The sequence below is a fragment of the Microbacterium sp. W4I20 genome (genome assembly GCF_030816505.1).
GTDB lineage: Bacteria > Actinomycetota > Actinomycetes > Actinomycetales > Microbacteriaceae > Microbacterium.
The window spans coordinates 4,002,097-4,023,277 of the sequence record NZ_JAUSYB010000001.1 but is presented as its reverse complement, the minus strand read 5'-3'; the positions used below and the strand labels follow the sequence as shown (position 1 = coordinate 4,023,277).

The following is a 21,181-nucleotide window of genomic DNA, read 5'->3' as shown; positions in this document are numbered from 1 at the left end:
CTCAGTAGTCTTTCGAGATGCCCTCTCTCGGTGAACTCGTCGCGCCCCGCCGCATGGGCCGTGACTTCCGATGGCTGCTCGCGTCGTCGTGGACCAGCAACGTCGGCGACGGCGTCGCCCTCGCGGCGGCTCCGCTCCTGATCGCGTCGATGACGTCGTCCCCGATCCTCGTCGCGGCCGGCGCGATCCTGCAGTTCCTGCCCTGGCTGCTCTTCGGCCTGCACGCGGGGGCGATCGCCGACCGCTTCGACCGGCGTCGCCTCGTCATGTTCGCCAACGGCGCCAGGGCGGTCGTCCTCGCCGGTCTCTGCGTGTTCCTCGTCACCGGATCCGCCAACATCTGGATCGTGCTCGCCGTCGCCTTCCTCTACGGCACTGCCGAGGTGTTCGTCGACACCGCCGGGAGCACTCTGCTGCCGATGCTGGTGAAGCCGGCCGACCTGGGACTCGGCAATGCACGCCTGCAGGCCGGATACCTCGTCGCGAACCAGTTCGCCGGGCCTCCGCTCGGGGCGTTCCTGTTCGCGGCAGGAACGGCGTGGCCGTTCCTCGTCGAGGTGGTCTGCGTGTCGCTCGCGGTCGTGCTGATCTCCCGCATGGCGAAGACGCCGGTCCCGCCGCGCGATACCGATGAGCATCCGCCGGTGCACACCGACATCGCCGAGGGGCTCCGCTGGCTGTGGCGCAACCCGCCGGTGCGCATGCTCGTGCTGATCATCCTGGTGTTCAACGTCACCTGGGCCGCGCCCTGGGGCGTGCTCGTGCTGTACGCCACCGAGCACCTGCAGATGGGCGCCGTCGGTTACGGCGCACTCACGACCGCGTCCGCCGCGGGCGGTATCCTCGCGACGCTGAGCTTCGGCTGGCTCGAGCGGCACGTGTCGTTCGCGACGCTCATGCGCGTCGTGCTGTCGCTCGAGGTGCTCATGCACCTCTCGTTCGCGCTCACCACGACGGGTTGGGTCGCGCTGGTGATCATGTTCTTCTTCGGCGCGTATGCGTTCGTCTGGGGAACGATCTCGACCACCGTCCGGCAGCGACTCGTACCGGCTGAACTGCAGGGTCGGGTCGCGTCGGTGAACATGGTGGGCGTCTTCGGCGGCATGGTGATCGGTCAGGCACTCGGCGGTGTGATCGCGCAGATCTGGGGTCTCACGGCACCGTGGTGGTTCGCCTTCGTGGGTGCAGCCCTCACGCTGGTCTTCGTGTGGAAGCCGATCTCGCAGATCGTCAGTGCGAGATCAGTGGAAGAGCCCGGCGAGGGCTGACCTACGACGCCGAGGCAGACCGGCCGCTCGTGTCGACGGTCTCGAAGCCCTCGGCGAGCGCGGCTGCGAGCAGACGCTGGTCTCCGCTGGCGAACAGCACGCCCGTGGTGAGCACCATCGAGACCGACGCGAGATGCATGGCATCGTATCCGCGGAGGCCGTGTCTGCCGGCAAGCTCCGCCGCCGTCTCGACGACCGTCGGAGCGGCCTCCACCAGCGTCAGTTGCGAGACGAGCTCATCGCACGCCGCTCCCAATTCCTCGGCCTGGTCGGGAGACACTCGGCCCATCCGCCGGCTCATGGCTATGGCAGCGGCCGTCTCCACGATGATGAGGCGCGAGCTGAACACGGCGAGCCCCTCGTCCCAGAGGCGGGAGGCGACGGGGGTTCCCGGCTCCTGCAGCAGCAGGGGCACGAACGCCGATGTGTCGAAGTAGACGATCATCCACGCTGCTCGATGACGAGATCGCTGAGAGCACTCCCCGCGTCGATCGGTGCCGGTCGGGGCCGACGCGCAGCAGACGGTCTGGTTGCGATCCCCTCGACGATCAACCTCTCCAGCGCGTCTTCGGACGTGATCGGCACCAGTCTCGCGACCGCGATCCCTCGGTCGGTGATGACGGTGCTCTCCCCTGAGCGCGCCGCACTCACGTAAGCGCTGAGATGCGTCTTGAGCTCGCGGATTCCGACCTGCTGCATGGCTGCCTCCTTTGTGGTCACAAGCTTACCAGCGCGTGACTACATGGCAGCAGTTCAGTCGTCGAAGGAGCCGTAGACGCGCAGCGTATTGGCGGCGATCTGCGCCGAGAGCTCATCGACGTCGAGGCCGAGTTCCGCGGCCATGAAGCGCACCGTGATCGGCACCAGGTACGGGGCGTTGGGCCTCCCGCGCAGCGGCACCGGCGTCAGGAACGGCGCGTCGGTCTCGACCAGGATGCGGTCGAGCGGCGTGACCTTCAGGGCATCGCGGAGGTTCTGTGCGTTCTTGAACGTGACGTTGCCGGCGAAGGACAGGTGGTAGCCGGCATCCGCGCAGATCCTGGCCATCGCGTCGTCGCCGGAGAAGCAGTGGAAGACGGTCCGCTCGGGGGCGCCGACACGGCCGAGCGTCTCCAGCACCGCGTCATGCGCATCACGATCGTGGATCTGCATCGCGATGCCGTGCTTCTTCGCCAGCGCGATGTGCGCCTCGAAGGATTCGTGCTGCGGCCCCCGGCGCTCGGCCTCGGTGCGGAAGAAGTCGAGCCCCGTCTCCCCGATCGCCCGAGTGCGCGGGTGCGCGGCGAGCTCGTCGATCACGGCGATCGCCTCGTCGAGGCGGCCCTCCTCGGCATAGGTCGGCGCATCGTTCGGGTGGATGGCGACGGCCGCGAGGACGCGACGATCGGATGCCGCGGCCTCGACCGCCCACCGCGACGACTCGACGTCGCCGGACGCCTGGATGACCCCGGCGATGCCGACCGCGGCCGCGCGGTCGAGCTGCTCGGTCAGCGACAGCGGCTCATCGCCGTCGAGGATCTCGAGGTGCGCGTGGTTGTCGTACACCGGTACGGCGAGCGGCTCGGGTGCGGCCGGATACTTCAGATCCTTGCGGCCGTCACCCGAGCGCTCACGGACATACGTCTCGGCCATGCGTCAGGCCGTCGACTCCACCCGCGGGAACAGCGGAGCGAGTGCGGCGACGGTCGTTCCGGGGCGCAGCGCGCCCCAGTTCCCGGCCTCGCGGACCGGCTGGTCCTGCAGACCGCCGAGCGTCTCGGCGGCGCCGAGCGCGGTCCACAGCTTCTCGGTCGACTGCGGCATGACCGGAGACAGCAGCACGGCGAGCGCTCGCAGTCCCTCGGCACAGGTGTAGAGCACGGTGCCGAGGCGCGCGCGCTGAGCCTCGTCACGCGCAAGCGCCCAGGGCTCGTTGTCAGTGATGTAACCGTTGAGCGCGTCGACGATCGTCCAGATCGCCGAGATGGCCTCGTCGATGCGGAACTGCGCGATCGCAGCATCCGCCTTCGACGCCGCATCCGCGACGATCTTCTGGATCCCGAGGTCCTGCTCGGTGTACTCGGCCGCCGACGGCACGACTCCGTCGAAGTACTTCTCGATCATCGCGATCGTGCGCGAGGCGAGGTTTCCGAAGCCGTTCGCGAGCTCGGACTGGTATCGGGCCGACAGGTCCTCCCACGAGAAGGAGCCGTCCTGGCCGAAGGCGATCGCCGAGAGGAAGTAGTAGCGGTATGCGTCGGAGCCGAAGACGTCGGTGATCTCGGTCGGCGCGATGCCGGTGAGCTTCGACTTCGACATCTTCTCGCCGCCCACGAGCAGCCAGCCGTGCGCGAAGACGCCCTTCGGCACCTCGAGGCCGGCAGCCATCAGCAGGGCGGGCCAGATCACGGCGTGGAACCGCAGGATGTCCTTGCCGACCACGTGATACGCCGGCCAGCGGCGCGCGAAGTTCTCCTCGTCGGAGCCGTAGCCGACCGCCGTGGCGTAGTTGAGCAGAGCGTCGACCCACACGTAGATGACGTGCGACTCGTCCCAGGGCAGCGGGATGCCCCAGTCGAACGTGGAGCGCGAGATCGACAGATCCTTCAGACCCTGCGAGACGAATGAGACGACCTCGTTGCGCGCCGAGTCGGGGCGCACGAAATCGGGTTGCGTCCGGTACAGCTCGAGCAGGCGGTCCTGGAACTCGCTCAGCTTGAAGAAGTAGTTCTTCTCCTGCAGCAACTCGAGGGGCTTCGAGTGGATCGCGCACACCTTCAGACCCTCGAACGGCCCGGTGCCGTCGACGATCTCCGACTCCGGCTTGAACTCCTCACAGCCCACGCAGTAGAGCGCCTCGTACTCACCGGCATAGATGTAGCCGCGGTCGTAGAGCCGCTGGAAGAACGTCTGCACGTTCGTCTCGTGGCGCTCCTGCGTGGTGCGGATGAAGTCGTCGTTGGCGACGTCGAGCGTCTCCAGCAGCGGGAACCACGCCTCGCTGACCAGCTTGTCGACCCATTCCTGCGGCGTGACGTTGTTGGCCGCAGCGGCCCGCAGCATCTTCTGGCCGTGCTCATCGGTGCCGGTCAGCATCCAGGTGTCGTCGCCCGCCTGGCGGTGCCACCGTGCGAGGGTGTCGACCGCCACCGACGTGTACCCGTGGCCGATGTGCGGCACGTCGGAGGGGTAATAGATGGGCGTGGTGATGTAGAACGATTCGCCTGCGGGCATGGGGTCAATTCTAGGTGCCGCAGCGCCGGTGGTTACGCGCCGACAGAGACCTCGACCCGATGCCAGCCCTGCGCGCCGTCGGGCGCCGGAGCGGCCTGGTCAGGCGTCTGCGTCTCGCCGTCCGCGCTGATCGCACGGCACTCGATCGTGTGCTGCCCGCTCATCGCCGCCCACGGGAGGCTCCACTGCACCCAGGTGTCGTCCGAGATCGCCTCGGCCAGGTCGGCGGGCTGCCAGGCTCCGCCGTCGACGCGCACCTCGACGGCGGCCACGCCGACGTGCTGCTGCCAGGCCATGCCCGCCGATCATCGTCGCGCCGGCCGCGAGCTGGCGACCACCGCGGGGGACATCGATCCGCGACTGCAGCTTGACGGGTCCGTGATCCGACCAGCCTCGGGTCGTCCAGTACGCGAGCGTGCGGTCGAAGCGCGTGACCTCGAGCTGAGTGACCCACTTCGTCGCCGACACGTAGCCGTAGAGCCCCGGAACGACCATCCGCACCGGGAAGCCGTGCTCCACCGGCAGCGTCTCGCCGTTCATGCCGATCGCGAGCAGCGCGTCACGATCGTCGGTGAGCGCCTCGATCGGGGTGGATGCCGTGAAGCCGTCGGACGAGGTCGACAGCACCATGTCGGCGTCGGGCTTGACCCCGGCGCGCGCCAGCAGCTCTCGGAGCGGATATCCGAGCCAGCGGGCGTTGCCGATCAGCGATCCGCCCACCTCGTTCGAGACGCAGGCCAGGGTGACGTCCGCCTCGGTCATCGGCAGGGCGAGCAGTTCGTCCCAGGTGATCACGACCTCACGGTCGACCATCCCATGGATGCGCAACGACCAATCGGCGGGGTCGATGCGCGGCACGACCAGCGCCGTGTCGATGCGATAGAAGTCGGCGTTCGGCGTCACGACGGGGGCGAGTCCGGGGATGTCCAGCTCGGCAGCGGCCGGAACAGGCGACGCCTCGGTGGCGGGCGATGGCAGCTTGAGCGCCTCGCGCACGGTCTCGAGCGACTGCGTGGCACCGCGGGCGACGCTCCCGATCAGCAGGGTGATCACTCCGCCGGCGGCGGCGCCCCCGGTCCACAGCAGGAACCTGCGGCGATCGTCGCCGTCGGGCGGGAACCCCGCGACGGGTCGGAGCTTGCGCACCAGGAAGCGCAGCACGATCATCGCGACGAGCCCCGCCACGATGCCGGGGACGAACGCGAACGGCCCGGCTCCTGGCCGGATCAGCGCGGCGACGACGGCGAGGGCACCGAGAGCGCCCAGGATCACCGCGCCCACGCCGGAGCGCAGCAATTCGAGGATGCCGGCGACCGCGGCCACCATCACGAGAACGATCGCGATGCCGATCAGCAGGGCGACCTTGTCGCCGGTGCCGAACAGCGCGATCGCCGTGTCCTTCGCCCAGCTCGGCGCCAGGTCTATGAGCCCGCTCCCGATCACGGCGAACGGGCTCGCGGCCGGCTCGATCACCGCGGCGACGAGCTCGGCCAGGCCGACGCCCGCGAACGCCGCGCTCAGGCCGGCGAGCGCCGGCCTGAGCCGTTCTCGCTGTTGAACGCGGGCGTCCGAGGTCATCGTCATGACCCGAGCGTAACCCCGGGTGCGGGTGTCAGAGGCCGTTCCGGCGTGCGACCTCACCCAACCAGGCGAGCGAGGGCTTCGGTGAGCGCACGAACGTCTCGCGGTCGAAGCCGATCAGCCCGAACGTGGGGGCGAATCCGCTCGCCCACTCGTAGTTGTCCAGCGCACTCCAGTGCTGGTAAGCCCGCACGTCGATCCCGTCGGAGATCGCCCGATGCAGACCTTCCAGCGCGCCCTGCGTGTAGGCGATGCGCCGGGTGTCGTCGGCCGTGGCGATGCCGTTCTCGGTCACGAGGATCGGCACGCCGCCGCTGCGCTCCCAGGCGCTGCGCACGCCGAGCTCGAGCGCCTCGGGGAAGAACTCCCAGCCGGTGAGCGTCGTCTCCACGTCGTCCGCGACCGGCAGCGGCCCCTCGGGGCCGATGAAGGTGCGGGTGTACGCCTGCACGCCGACGAAGTCGTCGCCGGCGGACTGGTCGAGGTACCAGTGGTCACGCGGGTCGCCGTACGTCGAGACCATCTCGTCCGCGCCCGGCTCGCCGGTGGAGTGGAATGCCTGCGTCGCGATGGTCCAGCCCGCCTGTGCGCCCGACACCGAGTGCACGATCTCGGATGCGCGGTGGTGCGCCTCGAGCAGCGTGTCGGCGACCGCGAGATCGGGGTTCGGGAGGCCGAAGGCCACGAGGTTCGCGGCATCCTCTCCCCCGGCGAGCATCGCGGCGATGTTCGGCTCGTTGATCGTGCAGACGTATTTCACGCCGTCGAGGATCGGAAGCACCGTCTCGACGTAGCGCGAGAACAGGTCGACCGCGTCATCCGCCCGCCAGAAGCCGTCCTGCTGGAACCACTGCGGCACCGTGAAGTGCATGAGGGTGACCGTGGGATCGAGCCCGTTCTCGCGGGCGGTGTCGATCATGCGGCGGTAGTGGTCGAGCATGGCGCGCGACACGAAGCCGCGCTCCGGCTCGATGCGCGCCCACTCCACCGAGAACCGGTAGGAGTTCAGGCCGGCCGCAGCGAGCAGGCCCATGTCCTCCGGGTAGCGGTGGAAATGATCGGCGGCGTCTCCGGAAGGCTCGACCATCGGCGAGCCGGGAGCATGCTCCATGGCCCACCAGTTGCTGGAGGTGTTGTTGCCCTCCACCTGGTGCGCGGCGGTCGCGGCGCCCCACAGGAAGCCGTCGGGGAATCTGAGCACGAGTGCTCCTCTCTATCGAATTCTTGCCGGATTCGGCACGGCATCCAGCAGCTGCACCGTGTACGGATCCTCCGGATGCTGCAGCACCTCGGCGGTCTCGCCACGTTCGACGACCCGCCCGCTGTTGAGCACCAGGATGTTCTGGGTCACGAGCCGCGCGCTGAGCAGATCGTGCGTGATGTAGAGCATGCTGATGCCCCAGCGTTCACGCAGGTCCTCCAGCAGCGCCAGCACGCCGGCCCGCAGCGAGACGTCGAGCATCGACACGGGCTCGTCGGCGATCAGCACCTGCGGATCACTCGCGAGCGCCCGCGCGATCACGACACGCTGCCGCTGACCACCGGACAGCTGATGCGGCAGCTTCGCCGCGAACTGCTCGACCGGCGTGAGACCCACGGTCTCGAGCAGCTCGAGCACCCGCGCTCTGGCTTCCTGGCCGCGCAGCTTCGTGTAGTTCATGACCGGTCGGGTCAGCGCGTACTCGACCGTGTGCAGCGGGTTGAGCGCCGCGTACGGGTCCTGGAACACCATCTGCACGTCCTTGCGGAGGTCGCGCAGGCCGCGGCGCTTGAGCGAGGCGACGTCGGTGTCGCCGAAGCGCACCGTTCCGGAGCTCGGCTTCTCGACGCCGGTGATCAGCTTGGCGATCGTGGACTTGCCCGATCCGGATGCTCCGACCAGCGCGAGCGACTCGCCCGGCTCCAGCCGGAACGACACGTCGTCGACCGCGGTGACCGCGTCCTGTCCGCGCCGCGGGGCCGGATAGAGCTTGGACACGCCCTCGACCACGATGGCCGCATCCGCCCGGCGCGTGTCGCGCTTCGACACGGTCGGCAGCGTCTCGGTGACGTCGGTGCGGGAGCGGCCCTCGCGCTCGCGGGTGCCGAGGTCGAGGAACCCCGGGATGGAGATCGACTTCGCACGCGGGTCGGCGTAGTGGCTCAACAGCATCCGCGTGTATTCGTCGCCGGGGTTCTCGAGGATCGTGCGGCTCGCCGCATCCTCGACGATGCGTCCCTCGTGCATGACCATCACGCGGTCGGTGGCCTCGAGCACGATGCCGAGGTCGTGGCTGATCAGGATGGCGGTGAACCGCTCGGCGTGCTGCAGCTCCTTGATGGTGTCCATCACGGCGTGCTGCACGAGCACGTCGAGCGCGGTCGTCGGCTCGTCGAAGACCATCAGCTGCGGCTCGAGCGAGAGGGCCAGGGCGATCGAGGCGCGCTGCCGCATCCCGCCGGAGAGCTCTCCCGGGTACCGGGCCAGCACCTCGGCGTCGAGACCCACCTTGCCGACCAGCTCCCGAGCCCGCGCGTCTCGCGCCTCCTTCGGCACATGGCCGTGTGCGGCGAAGATGTCGCGGAAGTGGTGGCCGACGGTGCGGACCGGGTTGAGCGCGTTCATGCCGGACTGCAGCACCATGGCGAAGCCGCCCTGACGCTGGCGCCGCAGCTCCTCGGCATCCAGCTCGCGGATGTCGCGGCCGCCGAACAGGATGCGGCCGCCGCTGATCCGCGCCGGCGGCTTCTGCAGACGGGTCAGCGCGAAGCCGAGGGTCGACTTGCCTGACCCCGACTCGCCGACCAGTCCGACGAACTCGCCGCGCTTCAGAGAGAACGAGACGTCGTGCACCGCGGTGACCGGCGTCGTGCCGGGCGACGCGTACTCGACCGACAGGTTCTGCACGTCGAGCAGGACTTCGGCGCCTTCGGGGCCGGTGGTCTGTTCGGAGACGCTCATCGTCCCTTCCCCTCTCGCAGGCGCGGGTTGGATATGCCGTCCACGCCGAAGTTGATGAGTGTGAGGCTCAGCGCGAGCAGCGCGATGCAGAGACCGGGGGCGAACAGCAGCAGCCACTGCCCGGTGAGCAGCGAGTTGGAGTTCTGCGCCCAGTAGAGCATCGTGCCCCAGCTGACGATGCTGGAGTCGCCGAGCCCGAGGAACTCGAGCCCCGCCTCGGCGAGGATCGCGGCCGTCGCCGCTCCGAAGAGCGTGCCGGCGATGATCGAGGTCATGTTCGGCAGGATCTCGCGGAAGATGATCCGCGCTCTGCTGTCACCGGAGAACTGCGCCGAGGTGACGAAGTCGTTGCCGCGGAGGGACTGCGTCTGACTGCGCAGCACGCGCGCACCCCAGGCCCATCCGGTCACCACGATGACGGCGATGATCATCAGGATGCCGCCGTTCTGCAGGTACGCGGCGATCACGATCATCAGCGGCAGGCCGGGGATGACGAGGAAGAGGTTGACGATGAACCCGACGACCTCGCCGCCGAAGCCGCGCATGTAGCCCCAGCTCAACCCGATCAGGATCGCGACGATCGTCGACAGGATGCCGGCGGCGAAGCCGACGAGCAGGCTGACCTGGGCGCCGAAGATCAACTGGCTGAGCACGTCCTCACCGGCGGCGGTGGTGCCGAGCCAGTGCTCCCAGGACGAGTCGAGGTTGCGCTCGAAGCCGTTGTCCTTCGCTCCATATGGTGCGAGAAGCGGCGCGAAGACCGCCACCAGCACGAAGAAGGCGAGGATGCACAGGCCCAGCCGCGCCTTGCCGTTGGACCAGAGGGTGCCGACCATGCGCCCGAAGGCGCGCCACGGGCTGGGCGCGGCGATGCGGTCGGCCGGGATCTTGACGTTCATCGTGGAGGTCATCGGCGGGTCCTCGGGTCGAGTACCCCGTAGAGGATGTCTACGAGGAAGTTGGCGATGAGCACGCTCACGGTGATCATCAGGAAGAGCGCCTGCATGAGCGGGTAGTCCTGCCCGATCACGGCGTTGAAGAGCAGGTACCCGATGCCGGGGTATCCGAACACCTGCTCCACGAGGATCGATCCGCCGACCACGCCGCCGAGCGTGAGCCCGAAGCCGGTGAGGTTGGGCAGGATCGCGTTGCGCGCGGCGTAGCGGAGTGCGATCGTGCGGCCGTGCAGGCCGTTCGCCTCCGCGAAGGTGATGTAGTCCTCGCCGAGGGTGTTGATCATCGCGTTGCGCATGCCGATGATCCAGCCGCCGAGGGAGGTGAGCAGGATCGTCAACGCCGGGAGCACGGCGTGCTGGGCGAGGTCGGCGAGGAAGTCCCCGGTGAATCCGGGAGTCGTCGTCGCGGCGTAGGCGCCCGTGGTCGGGAACCAGTGCAGCACGTAGCCGAAGAAGAACAGCAGCAGCAGCGCCGTCCAGAAGTACGGGAAGGTGCTGAGGAACGATCCGGTCAGCGTCGGCAGCGAGTCGAGCCACGTGCCGCGGCGCCAGGCCGCGGCGACGCCGATCAGGGTGCCGATCACGAAGGCGAGGATCGTGACGATGCCCACCAGTCCGATCGTGTACGGCAGCGCGGTCGAGACCATGCTCGACACCGATTGCGGGTAGAACGTGTACGAGACGCCGAAGTCGAGCCGGGCGACCTGGCCGAGGTAGGACACGTACTGGTCCCACATCGATCCGGTCGGAACACCGAGCTGGGCTTCGATGGCCGCGCGGGTCGCATCGGACACCGGCCCGTTCTGCGAGAGCTTGGCGATGGCCGCATCCGCCGGGGATCCGGGCATGAGCCGCGGGAGGAAGAAGTTCAGCGTGATCGCAGCCCACAGCGTGAGGACGAACAGCCCGACCTTCTGGAGGACGTACTTCACTGGTCGTCACCCTTCACTCGCTCGAGCCGCGTGAAGATCATCAGCGGCGCATTGTCGTAGTTCTGCGGGATCATGTACGGGTCATCGGCCGAGGGCCAGCCGGTGAACTTGGCGTCGCTGAACAGGCCCCAGATGCCGCCGTAGTACAGCCCGATCACGGGCATCTGGTCGTAGACGATGCCCTGCAGCTCCTGCACGATCTCGGTCTGCCGGGCGGGGTCGACGGTGCCGCGGTACTCCGCCAGCAGGGCGTCGGCCTCCTCGGACTGGAACCGCTGGAAGTTGTTCGAGGTCGCCTCGCCGGACGGCACGTAGAACTGGCTCGACAGCAGGTTGTTGTAGGCCTGGTAGACGTCGCCGCCGCCCATGCCGCCGATCGCCATCTCGAAGTCGCCGTTGCTGATGGCGCTCTGATACCCGGCGGGCTGCGGCAGCCGCAGGGTGACCTTCACTCCGACGTCGGCGAGCTGGCTCTGCACGGTCTGCGCCGCACGCGTCCAGTCGGTGAATCCGTTCGCGGTGGTGAGGGCGAACTCGAGCTGCTTCCCGTCGGCACCGACGAGCCGGTCGCCGTCGAGTTCGTAGCCCGCATCGCTGAACGCCGCGAGGGCGGCATCCCTGTCCTGCGTGATCATGCCCTGGTCGGGGATGTCGGGGTCGAGGTACTCCTCCTGGTTGGGGAGGATGAGGCCGGTCTGGCCGGCGGGCTCCATGTAGCCCTCGGAGGCGGTCTCGGCGATCTCCTCACGGTCGAGCGCGAGCGCGATGCCGCGGCGCACGTTCACGTCGTCGAACGGAGCGACCTCGAGGTTCGGCATCAGCGCGATCACGCCGCCCGGCGGGAACCACCACTGGTTGTGCTCGCTGGCCGCACCCCAGGTCCCCTCGACGTCGGAGATGAAGGAGTACGACCAGTCGTACCCGCGGCTGACGGTGTCGAGCTGCGAGTTGGTCGACGGCAGGATGATGTGTTCGATCTCGATCTTCTCGGCCTGCCAGTAGTCGGGGTTCTTGTCCACCGAGTACTGCTGGTCGTTGTAGTTGCCGAGCACGAACGGGCCGGTGCCGACCGGGTTCTCGTTGCGATAGGTGCCGGGGTCCTTCACGTCCTTCCAGAGGTGCTCCGGCACGATCATGGTCTGTCCGAGGATCGTGAGCGCGGGCGCGTCGTCACCGAGCAGATGCAGGATGACGGTGTCGCCGTCGGTCTCGACGCTCTCGAGGTGCTGCCAGGCGCCCTTGATGTCGAGCGGCGGGTTGTCCTTGAGCATCTGGAACGTGAAGGCCACGTCGTCGGCGGTGAAGTCCTCGCCGTCGCTCCACGTCACGTCGTCCCGGAGGGTCATCACGATGGTGCGGGCGTCGGGTTGCTCCCACTCGGTGGCCAGCCAGGGGTTCAGCGAGCCGTCGAGGTTGTTCATCAGGATCAGCGGTTCGTAGATCCACCGCGACGCGGTACGCGTGTTGGTGAGATACGGGTTGAAGTTCTGCGTGAAGAACGGATTGCCCTTGTCCGCGTTGATCAGCATCGTGTCCTCGCCGATCGAAGGATCGGGTTGGGATGTGATCTGGATGCTGCATCCGCTCAGGGCGACCGCTGCGGCCGCCAGTCCCACGATCGCGGCTCGTCGCCAGCGTCGGAACGTGTGCTTCGTCGACACTTTGCCCTCTGACACCCTGCTACCTCATGTCATCTCTGTCATGAAGGACGCTCCCCGATGAGATCGCCCTGTACGGCCTGCGCCGTATCAGCGATTGTAAGCGCATACATTTGTGCTCGGCAACCCCTTGACGGGTGTGCCCGTCGTGCACCGCGGTGTCGCGGGGGGTCAGTCCGAACGGCGAGAGCTCTCGCGGACCACGATCTCGAGGGGCAGCCGGACGGCGACCGGATCGGTGCCTGGACGCTCCAGCCGCCGGGCCAGCACCTGCACGGCGGCTCTCCCCAGCTCGATCATCGGCTGCCGCACGGTGGTGAGACGAGGGATCGAGAGCGCCCCGGCTTCGATGCCGTCGAAACCGGTCACGATCAGGTCTTCCGGCACCGACACCCCGGCCGATCGGAAGGCGTCGAGCGCGCCCAGCGCCATCTGGTCGTTGGCCGACATCAGCGCCACCGGAAGACCTCGGCCGATGAGCTGCTCAGCGGCGCGGCGGCCGGACGCACGGGTGAAGTCTCCGCGGAGCACCACGACATCATCGGCCGCGATTCCCGCATCGGAGATCGCGCGCGAGAATCCGTCCCAGCGCTCGGCGCCGTCCGGCGAGTCGTCGGGCCCGGCGAGGAAGGCCGGGGGTGCGCCGCGGGTCTCCGACAGCACGAGCCGCGTCAGCTCGGCCATCGCCTCGGCGTTGCCGACGGTCACGTGATCGTAGTGGTCCCCTCGAGACGGGCCCGAGAGCACGACAACCGGAATCCTGCGGGCGAGTCGGGCGAGCACATCGTCGGGAACGCTGCGGGCCAGGACGACGAGACCGTCCACCCGCCCGGCCATGTCGCGCACGGTCGAGCGGTCGGGGTCATGACGTCCGACACCGACCATGAGCACGAAGCCCTGCTTCCAGGCCTCGAGCTCGGCGCCTCGGAGCACCTCGTCGAGGAACAGCATCGTCGGATGCTCGCCATCGGCATCCGTCTCGTCGTGGACGACCGTGAACGGAGGCGCCGCATCCGCGCCGCGCGAGAGCACGTCGAGCGCGGGCGCATCCTCCGCCGCGTCGAAGCCGGGGAAGTACAGACCGAGCACACCGGTTCGGCGCTCCGCCAAGCCGCGGGCGCTGCCGCTCGGCACGTAGCCGAGCGCGGAGACCGCGTCGAGCACCCGCTCGCGCGTGACCGGGCGCACGGCATCCGGCGAGCGCAGGACGCGGGAGACGGTGGCGATCGAGACGCCCGCGCGATCCGCGACGTCGTACACCGTCGCTGCCTTGCTCACGATCGCGCCCTCTCTCCGGTCATCCTGCCCAGGGTACCCGGCGGGCGACGAGGGCCCCGTGCGGGCGTGCGCTGATCTCGGCATCCGTAGCCGTGCGCTTCGCAAGGCCTTGTACGCCTGCCAAGGACGAATTCGGCGCATCCATCCTTGTCACGCGCGTTCGTCCTACCGAAGCGTCCGCAGAATCGGCCGGAGTCATCGCGTGCGGGCAGCCAGCGCGGCCTGGTAGAGGTCCCGCGACGACAGTCCGGTCAGCGCGGCGACCTCGGAGGCCGCATCCTTCAGGCGGATGCCGTCGGCCACCAGCTGCTGCACCTGTGCCAGCGCGTCTTCGGGCGAGGCGTCGCGGCGCTGCGCGCCCTCGACGACAACGACGATCTCGCCCTTCACGCCGTTCTCGGCCCAGGCGACGAGTTCGGATGCCGTGCCCCGGCGCACCTCCTCGTAGAACTTGGTGAGCTCGCGGCACACCGCGATGCGCCGCACGTCACCGAACGCTCCGCCCATGTCGGCGAGAGCGCTCGCGAGGCGGGCCGGCGACTCGAAGAACACCATGGTGCGCGGTTCGGACGCGAGCGCCCGGAGCACGGATCGCCGCTCCCCCGGCTTGCGTGGAAGGAAGCCCTCGAAGGTGAAGCGGTCGGTGGGCAGACCCGAGATCGCCAGCGCCATCAGCACTGCACTCGGACCGGGGATCGCCGTCACCGTGATCCCCTGCGCCACGGCCTCGGCGACCAGGCCGTAGCCGGGGTCGCTGACGGTCGGCATCCCCGCGTCGCTCATGACGACGACGTCGGACTCGGCGGCGAGAGCTGCGATCTCGGCGGCCTTCTGCTTCTCGTTGTGGTCGTGCAGGGCGATCAGCCGCGGCCGGTTGTCGATCTGCAGCGCCTTCAGGAGCTTCTGCGTCGTCCGGGTGTCTTCCGCGACGATGGTCTCGGCGTTCTCGAGCACCTCGACCAGGCGGCGAGACACATCGCCGAGATTTCCGATCGGAGTGGCAGCGAGGATGATCACCCGCTCAGCATAGGCGCGTTGTCTAGGCTGGACCGGTGACCGCGCCCGTGCCTCTGCTGCCTGCCCCCGAGGACCGGCTGACGCGCTACGGGCAGTTCCGCGATCGGATGCTGCGGAGTCCCGACTGGGGCCGTCCCGTCCGCTGGCTCGCGCCGCTGGTCATCACGGCGCTGGCCGCCGTCCTGCGTCTGGTGAACCTCGGCCACCCGCATCAGCTGGCGTTCGACGAGACCTACTACGTCAAGGATGCCTGGTCGCTGTGGACCCTGGGTTACGAGGGTGTCTGGGGCGAGAACGCCAACGAGGCGTTCATCACGCTCCAGGAGCTGCCACTCTCCGATCGGGGCGCGTTCATCGTGCACCCGCCGCTCGGCAAGTGGCTCATCGCGCTGGGGATGGCGCTCGGCGGCCCGGACAACAGCGCGGGCTGGCGCCTGGCCACCGCCCTCCTCGGCGCGGGATCCGTGCTGCTCGTCTACCTCGTCGCACGGCGGCTCACCGGCTCCGTCGTCGTCGCGACCGTCGCGTCGACGCTGCTCGCGATCGACGGCCTCAGCATCGTGCTCAGCCGCATCGCGCTGCTCGACGGCATCCTGACGTTCTTCATCCTGCTGGGCGTGCTGTTCGTGCTCCTCGATCGGCAGCGGACGATCCCGCGGTTGGAGCGACGGAACCCCGAAGCGCCCGACCCGTTCTGGGGGCCGATCCTGTGGCGCCGCCCCTGGCTCATCGCCGCCGGTGCCGCGCTGGGCGCAGCATCCGCCGTCAAGTGGTCGGGCCTCTACGCGCTCGCCGCGTTCGGGCTCTACGTCGTCGTGACGGATGCGCTGGCACGTCGCCGGGCCGGCGTGGTCCTCTGGCCGACGGATGCCGCTTTCCGCCAGGGCCCGGTCTCCTTCGTCCTGATGGTCTTCCCGGCGTTCGCGGTGTACCTCGTCAGCTGGACCGGCTGGCTCGTCACCGCCGGCGGATACGACCGGCAGAGTGACGCGAACCCGCTGGTCGCGCTGTGGAAGTACCACCAGTCGATGCTCGGGTTCCACGTCGGGCTCACGAAGGGCCACCCGTATGCGAGTCCGGCCTGGGAGTGGCCGTTCCTGCTCCGGCCCACCGCGGTGTGGGTCGGCACCGACCCCGCGCCGTGCGGTGTCGACCACTGCATCGCCGTGATCTCCTCGGTGCCGAACCCGCTCATCTGGTTCGGCGGAGTGGCGGCCTCGATCTACCTACTCTTCCTGCTGGTGCGCGGCTGGATCCGTCGGCAGCCGGTCGGTGCGGAGGTCGGCATCCCCCTGGTCGGGCTGGCCGCGACCTACCTGCCCTGGCTGATGTTCCCCGAGCGCACGATCTTCCAGTTCTACACCGTGGTGATGGTGCCGTTCCTGGTGATCGCGCTGGCCCTGACGCTGCGGATCATCGCCGGTCGGCGCGACGAGTCGCTGTACCGGCGGCAGTCCGGCGAGCGCACCGTCTTCATCTTCCTCGGGTTCGTCGTGCTGCTCTCGGCGTTCTTCTATCCGCTCTGGACGGGGATGAGCGTGCCGTACCAGTTCTGGCTGCTCCACAACTGGATGCCCGGCTGGGTCTGACCTCCCGCCTCGAGGGACGCCCTTACGACACGTCCGCCGCGACGTGCTCCACCAGCGGAAGGACCCGCCCGGACAGGTGCGTGCGCATCGCGATCGACGACGCCGTGCGGGCGACACCCGGCACCAGCGCGACGCGGTCGAGCACCTCCTGCAGCTGGGTGGCGTCTCGCGCGACCAGACGCAGTTGCATGTCGCTCGCCCCGGTCACCGTGTGCATGTCGACGATCTCAGGCACAGCATCCGCCAGTGCTCGCGCGACGTCGTCGTGGCCCACCTTCTGGTCGATCTCCACCAGGCAGAAGGCCACGACGGAGTACCCGAAGCCGCTCGGATCGATGCGCGGCACGATCGCCTCGATCACCCCGCCCTCGTGCAGTCGCGCGAGCCGACTCGTCGCCGTGCCTCGAGCGATTCCCAGTCGTCGGGCGCACTCCAGGATCGGCAGCTGCGGCGACTCCGTCAGCATGCGGATGAGCTCGGCGTCGAGATGGTCGATGCGCATCGGTCAGTCCCGCACCACTCCGGGCCGCGCGAAGCTCCGCGTCGCCCGCGCGACGATCAGCAGCACCGCGGTCAGCCCGAGGGTGAGCAGGAGCTGAATGCGCGCGGCCGGGTCGATCATCGCCAGCGCGATCACGCCCGCGAGCAGCACCAGGCACAGCCAGGAGAGCCACGGGAAGCCCCACATGCGCATCGGCATGGCCTCGCCCGCCTGGTCGGCGCGGCGACGGAGGATGATCTGCGCGACCGCCGTGGCCGTCCAGATGACCAGCAGCGTCGAGCCGACGACGTTCAGCAGCGCCGGGAGCACGACGTCGGGGAACGCCCAGTTCAGCCCCACGGTCACGAACCCGAAGGCGACGGATGCCAGCACGGCCACATACGGGACGCCCTTCAGGCTCGTCCGCGTGGCAACCAGCGGCGCGAGCCCACGCTCCCCCAGCGAGTACGCCATGCGGGATGCGCCATAGATGTTGGCGTTCATGGCGGAGAGCAGGGCGATCACCACGATGAGGTCCATGACGAGCCCGACCCCCGGCACGTTCAGGGTGGCGAGCACCGCCGAGAACGGCCCGTCCTTCACGGCGGCGTCGTCCCACGGGAGAACGGTGACGATGACGAAGATCGAGCCGACGTAGAAGATCAGGATGCGGACCAGCACCTCGCGGACGATGCGGCGGATGTTGCGCGACGGGTCGTCGGATTCGGCCGCCGCGATCGCGACGACCTCGGTGCCGCCGAAGGCGAACACCACGATGAGGAGGGCGGCCGCGATGCCGGTCATGCCGTTCGGGGCGAAGCCGCCGTTGTCGACCAGGTTCGCGACGCCCGTGCCCGAGACGCCCGGGATGAGGCCGACGATGGCGCACACGCCGACGACGAGGAACGCGATGATCGCGGCGACCTTGATCGCGGCGAACCAGAACTCGAAGCGGCCGTAGTTGCGCACCCCGAACAGGTTGACCGCTGTGAGCGCCACGACGAACACGAGCACCCACACCCAGGCGGGGATCCCCGGGATCCAGTTCGCGACGATGCCCGCCGCCCCCGTAGCCTCGGCGGCGATCACGACGACCAGCTGGATCCAGTAGAGCCAGCCGACCGCGCTGCCGGCACTCCGCCCCATCGCCCGCTGAGCATAGGAGCTGAATGCGCCGGAGCTGGGCCGCGCCGCGACCATCTCGGCCAGCATCGCCATCACCAGCACGACGATGCCGCCCGCGACGAGGTACGAGATCAGCACGGCAGGGCCGGCCAGGCCGATCGCCTGACCGGATCCGACGAAGAGTCCCGCGCCGATCGCGCCGCCGAGCCCCATCATCGAGATCTGGCGACGGGTGAGGCCCGGGTGCAGCCCCTTGGTGGTCGTGGTGGTGGCGGGCACCTGGGTGTCGCGGTCGGTGGTCATACGGTCGCCTCCTTGCGATCGGTGAGAAGGGCCGCCGTCACGCGGTCGATGTCGACGGTGCTGCCCGACGAGATGCGCACGCCCTCGCCGGGGAAGGCGCGCGTGATCACGCCACCTTCGCGCAGCAGCATCTCGAGCTCTGCGGTCCGCTCCCCGGCGGGCACCCAGACGAAGTTGGCCTGGGAGGGGACGGCCGGCCATCCGGCGTCGCGCAGGAGGGTCAGCATCCGCTCCCGCTCGGCGACGACCTCGTCGATGCGGACCGAGAGCTCGTCCTCCGCAGCCAGCGATGCCCTGGCGGCCGCCTGGGCGAGGTCGGTGATGCCGAACGGCACCGCGACCTTGCGCTGGCTCTCGGCGATCTCGGCGGGCGCGATCGCATACCCGATGCGGAGCCCTGCCAGGCCGTACGCCTTGGAGAACGTGTGCAGCACCGCGACGTGCGGGTGGCGGCGGAACAGCTCGATACCGGCGCCGAAGCTGTCGGTCCGGTCGAAGTGCACGTAGGCCTCGTCGATGACCACGAGCACGTCGTGCGGCACGGCGGCCACGAAGGCCTCGAGCTCATCGGCGCTGACGACCGTGCCGGTCGGGTTGTTCGGGTTGCACACGAAGATGAGGCGGGTGCGCGGGGTGATCGCGGCGAGCATCGCATCGAGGTCGTGCGCATGGTCGGCGTTCAGCGGCACGGCCACCGGAGTCGCGCCGGCGATGCGCACCAGCGAGGGGTACGCCTCAAACGACCGCCACGCGAACATGACCTCGTCGCCCTCACCCGCGACCGCGTGGATGAGCTGCGAGGCGATCTCGACCGACCCGGCACCGACCGTGACCAGGGCGGGATCGACGCGATAGCGCGCGGCCAGGTCGTCGCGGAGTGCGGCGGCGCTCATGTCGGGATACCGGTTGATGCTCGTCAGGCGCTCGCTGACCGCGCGCACCACGGACGGGAGCGGCGGGTGCGGCGACTCGTTCGAGGAGAGCTTCGATGCGCCAGCCGGGGCGGAGCGGCCCTGGCGGTACGCGGGAACGGCATCCAGAGCGGCACGGGTGGGAAGTGGCATGTGTCAAAGCGTCCTTGCTGTGATCGGGCGGCAGCCCTGGCGGTGCTGCCTGCCGTCGCGCAACAGTAGACCGGATGCCGAGGGGTGAGCAATCGGTGCACCGGATGCTGGACAACGCGCGCAGCGCGAGGGCAGGACTGCCGCATCCACTGTGCAGATTGCTCAGTCAGGTCGAAGGGCGATTCGTCCAGGCCGCGCGCACGGCGCCGAGCGCCTCGTCGAGCGAGATGCCCTCTGCCGCAGCGACGAAGGTCCGCGCCGCATCCCGGACAACGGTCGTGTGCGTATTGCCCGCGCGCACCCGGGTGCCGCGTGCTCTGCTGCTCTCGATCAACCCTTCCCCCTCCAGCGCCGCGTAGGCCTTCGCGACCGTCCCGGCCGCGACACGGAGGTCGGCGGCGAGCTGCCGTATGGAGGGCAGGCGGCTCCCCGCCGCGAGCCGACCGGAGCGGATGTCGTCGGCGATCTGAGACCGCACCTGCTCGAACGGCGCGACAGCACTGGCGGGATCGACGGTGATCATCGGACGGCGACCTCGGAGGGCATCGCCTCGGAGGCAGCGGCTTTGCCGATCGTCGCGGCGGTCAGACCGGCCAGTGTCACACTTCCGACGCTCAGCACCAGCGCCACCAGGCCGATGATCCTCAGCGACACCGCGATCACCCACCACACGACCAGCGTGCTGCCGTCGATGACCGCGTTGCCCATCGTGAGACCCGCGATCACCGAGATCCCGCCGAACGAGAAGAGCACGGCGCCGATGGCGAGCTTGAGCACCACCTCGACCGAGCGTCGACGCCAGTGCCGATCGAGCTCGGCGTCGGCGGCACGCGGGAATGCCGCGGTAGAGCTGATGCGTCGCAGCGCGATGACCATGCACACCGACAGACACAGCAGTCCGAGCAGCGCGGGGACGCCGTAGAACCACCCGGGGTAGGGACTCGACCACGAAGCCATGTCGGGCGCCTCGAAGCGGATCGTCCGCGCACGCCCGGCCTCGTCGACTCCCGCCGTCATCCCGCAGAACACGACGAGCAGGACGAAGAGCGCACTCACCACGAGCAGCACTGCCGCCCAGCGCGCCGGCACCGCGGAGAGAGCGGAGCGCGGCACCAGGACGGCATCACGCGGCTCGTCGTCGCGCACGGAGACCGCGCGCGGCGGCGTCGCTCCGTACAGAGCCAGGCCGGCCGCCCCGGCGACGAGCGGCGTGAGCGCGAAGGGCTGCCCGAGCAGCTCCGGCAGGGCGACCCCGGCGAGCATGCCCACGAGGAACACCGTGGCCGCGAAGAGCACCGCGATCAGCGCCCGACGCCGCGCGGCGCCGACGATCGGGGCGAGCCGGCCCGAAGGCACACTTCCTCGGCGCCGATTCACCACGAGCCAGACGACAGCCGCTGCCGCGACGACGCTCAGGGAGTAGACCCCCACCATGATCCCGTCCATGATCACCCTCATTCCGTGTATCACTCGAACGGTACACTGACCACTGATGTGTGTCAATCCGTTGGCACACGAAAGCGGATGAACGCTACGCTCGCTCCATGGGCACCCCGTCGGATTTCGAGTTCCTCGTTCGCGGCGACGAGATCGTCATCCGACACCAGGGTCGGACAGCGACCGTGCTGCGCGGCGCGCGGGCAGCCGAGTTCCTCGCACAGGCCGAGCAAGGCGACCCACAGCAGCTGATGGCACGCGTGACGGGGAACTACCGCCGCGGGAACGAGCGAGTCGCTCGTCAGCATCCGCGGAATGCCCGCTGACGAGCCCGCGCG

Annotated in this window: 19 protein-coding genes and 1 pseudogene; 3 read left to right on the top strand and 17 right to left on the bottom strand. The window is 69.1% G+C overall.

Annotation, left to right across the window (positions count from 1 at the left end):
• Positions 1 to 17 precede the first annotated feature (17 nt).
• Positions 18 to 1,268: an MFS transporter gene (locus QFZ21_RS19560; RefSeq protein WP_307380863.1), complete on the top strand. Its 1,251-nt coding sequence runs from the start codon at positions 18 to 20 to the stop codon at positions 1,266 to 1,268.
• Between the two features lies 1 nt (position 1,269).
• Here QFZ21_RS19560 and QFZ21_RS19555 read toward each other — a convergent pair whose 3' ends face one another.
• From QFZ21_RS19555 to rsmI, 12 genes and pseudogenes are all read right to left on the bottom strand, one after another.
• Positions 1,270 to 1,713, bottom strand: a complete 444-nt coding sequence (locus QFZ21_RS19555; protein WP_307380861.1) for a type II toxin-antitoxin system VapC family toxin — start codon at positions 1,711 to 1,713, stop codon at positions 1,270 to 1,272.
• The gene (locus tag QFZ21_RS19550) at positions 1,710 to 1,967 is read right to left on the bottom strand and encodes a type II toxin-antitoxin system Phd/YefM family antitoxin (RefSeq protein WP_307380859.1); all 258 of its coding nucleotides are present in this window, start codon (positions 1,965 to 1,967) and stop codon (positions 1,710 to 1,712) included. The genes QFZ21_RS19555 and QFZ21_RS19550 overlap by 4 nt, the downstream gene beginning before the upstream one ends.
• Before the next feature lie 54 nt (positions 1,968 to 2,021).
• Positions 2,022 to 2,900: a TatD family hydrolase gene (locus QFZ21_RS19545; protein ID WP_307380857.1), complete on the bottom strand. Its 879-nt coding sequence runs from the start codon at positions 2,898 to 2,900 to the stop codon at positions 2,022 to 2,024.
• 3 nt (positions 2,901 to 2,903) lie between these two features.
• Positions 2,904 to 4,481, bottom strand: a complete 1,578-nt coding sequence (gene metG / locus QFZ21_RS19540; protein ID WP_307380855.1) for a methionine--tRNA ligase — start codon at positions 4,479 to 4,481, stop codon at positions 2,904 to 2,906.
• A gap of 32 nt (positions 4,482 to 4,513) precedes the next feature.
• A pseudogene (locus QFZ21_RS19535) lies at positions 4,514 to 6,059 on the bottom strand (molybdopterin-dependent oxidoreductase).
• Positions 6,060 to 6,093: 34 nt separating this feature from the next.
• Positions 6,094 to 7,263 carry a glycoside hydrolase family 1 protein gene (locus QFZ21_RS19530; RefSeq protein WP_307380851.1) on the bottom strand — a complete coding sequence of 390 codons (1,170 nt, stop codon included), beginning with the start codon at positions 7,261 to 7,263 and terminating at the stop codon, positions 6,094 to 6,096.
• 12 nt (positions 7,264 to 7,275) lie between these two features.
• On the bottom strand, positions 7,276 to 9,003 hold the full coding sequence (locus QFZ21_RS19525) for an ABC transporter ATP-binding protein (protein WP_307380850.1): 1,728 nt from the start codon (positions 9,001 to 9,003) through the stop codon (positions 7,276 to 7,278).
• Positions 9,000 to 9,914 carry an ABC transporter permease gene (locus QFZ21_RS19520; protein ID WP_282216545.1) on the bottom strand — a complete coding sequence of 305 codons (915 nt, stop codon included), beginning with the start codon at positions 9,912 to 9,914 and terminating at the stop codon, positions 9,000 to 9,002. Before QFZ21_RS19520 ends, QFZ21_RS19525 begins: the two co-directional genes overlap by 4 nt.
• Positions 9,911 to 10,891, bottom strand: a complete 981-nt coding sequence (locus tag QFZ21_RS19515) for an ABC transporter permease (protein WP_307380847.1) — start codon at positions 10,889 to 10,891, stop codon at positions 9,911 to 9,913. The genes QFZ21_RS19520 and QFZ21_RS19515 overlap by 4 nt, the downstream gene beginning before the upstream one ends.
• Positions 10,888 to 12,567, bottom strand: coding sequence for an ABC transporter substrate-binding protein (locus QFZ21_RS19510; RefSeq protein ID WP_307380845.1), 1,680 nt, complete (start codon positions 12,565 to 12,567; stop codon positions 10,888 to 10,890). The genes QFZ21_RS19515 and QFZ21_RS19510 overlap by 4 nt, the downstream gene beginning before the upstream one ends.
• Before the next feature lie 153 nt (positions 12,568 to 12,720).
• On the bottom strand, positions 12,721 to 13,827 hold the full coding sequence (locus QFZ21_RS19505; RefSeq protein ID WP_307380843.1) for a LacI family DNA-binding transcriptional regulator: 1,107 nt from the start codon (positions 13,825 to 13,827) through the stop codon (positions 12,721 to 12,723).
• 195 nt (positions 13,828 to 14,022) lie between these two features.
• Positions 14,023 to 14,844 carry a 16S rRNA (cytidine(1402)-2'-O)-methyltransferase gene (gene rsmI, locus QFZ21_RS19500; protein ID WP_307380841.1) on the bottom strand — a complete coding sequence of 274 codons (822 nt, stop codon included), beginning with the start codon at positions 14,842 to 14,844 and terminating at the stop codon, positions 14,023 to 14,025.
• 35 nt (positions 14,845 to 14,879) lie between these two features.
• Between rsmI and QFZ21_RS19495 the strand changes: the two genes are divergently transcribed.
• The gene (locus QFZ21_RS19495) at positions 14,880 to 16,433 is read left to right on the top strand and encodes a dolichyl-phosphate-mannose--protein mannosyltransferase (protein ID WP_307380839.1); all 1,554 of its coding nucleotides are present in this window, start codon (positions 14,880 to 14,882) and stop codon (positions 16,431 to 16,433) included.
• 22 nt (positions 16,434 to 16,455) lie between these two features.
• On the opposite strand, the gene QFZ21_RS19490 is transcribed toward QFZ21_RS19495, so the two are convergent.
• The 5 genes from QFZ21_RS19490 to QFZ21_RS19470 all read right to left on the bottom strand — a co-directional run bounded on the left by QFZ21_RS19490 (position 16,456) and on the right by QFZ21_RS19470 (position 20,852).
• Positions 16,456 to 16,935 carry an Lrp/AsnC family transcriptional regulator gene (locus tag QFZ21_RS19490; RefSeq protein ID WP_307380836.1) on the bottom strand — a complete coding sequence of 160 codons (480 nt, stop codon included), beginning with the start codon at positions 16,933 to 16,935 and terminating at the stop codon, positions 16,456 to 16,458.
• Between the two features lie 3 nt (positions 16,936 to 16,938).
• Complete coding sequence (locus QFZ21_RS19485; RefSeq protein ID WP_307380834.1) at positions 16,939 to 18,342, bottom strand: amino acid permease; 1,404 nt, start codon at positions 18,340 to 18,342, stop codon at positions 16,939 to 16,941.
• Positions 18,339 to 19,406: a histidinol-phosphate transaminase gene (gene hisC / locus QFZ21_RS19480; protein WP_307380832.1), complete on the bottom strand. Its 1,068-nt coding sequence runs from the start codon at positions 19,404 to 19,406 to the stop codon at positions 18,339 to 18,341. Before hisC ends, QFZ21_RS19485 begins: the two co-directional genes overlap by 4 nt.
• 166 nt (positions 19,407 to 19,572) lie before the next feature.
• Complete coding sequence (locus QFZ21_RS19475; protein WP_307380830.1) at positions 19,573 to 19,929, bottom strand: GntR family transcriptional regulator; 357 nt, start codon at positions 19,927 to 19,929, stop codon at positions 19,573 to 19,575.
• Positions 19,926 to 20,852 (bottom strand): hypothetical protein, encoded by a 927-nt coding sequence (locus QFZ21_RS19470; RefSeq protein WP_307380828.1) that lies wholly within the window; start codon positions 20,850 to 20,852, stop codon positions 19,926 to 19,928. Before QFZ21_RS19470 ends, QFZ21_RS19475 begins: the two co-directional genes overlap by 4 nt.
• Positions 20,853 to 20,950: 98 nt before the next feature.
• Here QFZ21_RS19470 and QFZ21_RS19465 point away from each other — a divergent pair, with 98 nt between their 5' ends.
• Positions 20,951 to 21,169, top strand: coding sequence for a hypothetical protein (locus QFZ21_RS19465; RefSeq protein WP_307380827.1), 219 nt, complete (start codon positions 20,951 to 20,953; stop codon positions 21,167 to 21,169).
• Positions 21,170 to 21,181: the final 12 nt, after the last annotated feature.

Coding starts and splice junctions, on each gene's coding strand:
- QFZ21_RS19560 (WP_307380863.1), top strand. CDS start 18: ATGCCCTCTCTCGGTGAACTCGTCGCGCCCCGCCGCATGGGCCGTGAC.
- QFZ21_RS19555 (WP_307380861.1), bottom strand. CDS start 1,713: ATGATCGTCTACTTCGACACATCGGCGTTCGTGCCCCTGCTGCTGCAG.
- QFZ21_RS19550 (WP_307380859.1), bottom strand. CDS start 1,967: ATGCAGCAGGTCGGAATCCGCGAGCTCAAGACGCATCTCAGCGCTTAC.
- QFZ21_RS19545 (WP_307380857.1), bottom strand. CDS start 2,900: ATGGCCGAGACGTATGTCCGTGAGCGCTCGGGTGACGGCCGCAAGGAT.
- metG (WP_307380855.1), bottom strand. CDS start 4,481: ATGCCCGCAGGCGAATCGTTCTACATCACCACGCCCATCTATTACCCC.
- QFZ21_RS19525 (WP_307380850.1), bottom strand. CDS start 9,003: ATGAGCGTCTCCGAACAGACCACCGGCCCCGAAGGCGCCGAAGTCCTG.
- QFZ21_RS19520 (WP_282216545.1), bottom strand. CDS start 9,914: ATGACCTCCACGATGAACGTCAAGATCCCGGCCGACCGCATCGCCGCG.
- QFZ21_RS19490 (WP_307380836.1), bottom strand. CDS start 16,935: ATGCGCATCGACCATCTCGACGCCGAGCTCATCCGCATGCTGACGGAG.
- QFZ21_RS19485 (WP_307380834.1), bottom strand. CDS start 18,342: ATGACCACCGACCGCGACACCCAGGTGCCCGCCACCACCACGACCACC.
- hisC (WP_307380832.1), bottom strand. CDS start 19,406: ATGCCACTTCCCACCCGTGCCGCTCTGGATGCCGTTCCCGCGTACCGC.
- QFZ21_RS19475 (WP_307380830.1), bottom strand. CDS start 19,929: ATGATCACCGTCGATCCCGCCAGTGCTGTCGCGCCGTTCGAGCAGGTG.
- QFZ21_RS19470 (WP_307380828.1), bottom strand. CDS start 20,852: ATGGACGGGATCATGGTGGGGGTCTACTCCCTGAGCGTCGTCGCGGCA.
- QFZ21_RS19465 (WP_307380827.1), top strand. CDS start 20,951: ATGGGCACCCCGTCGGATTTCGAGTTCCTCGTTCGCGGCGACGAGATC.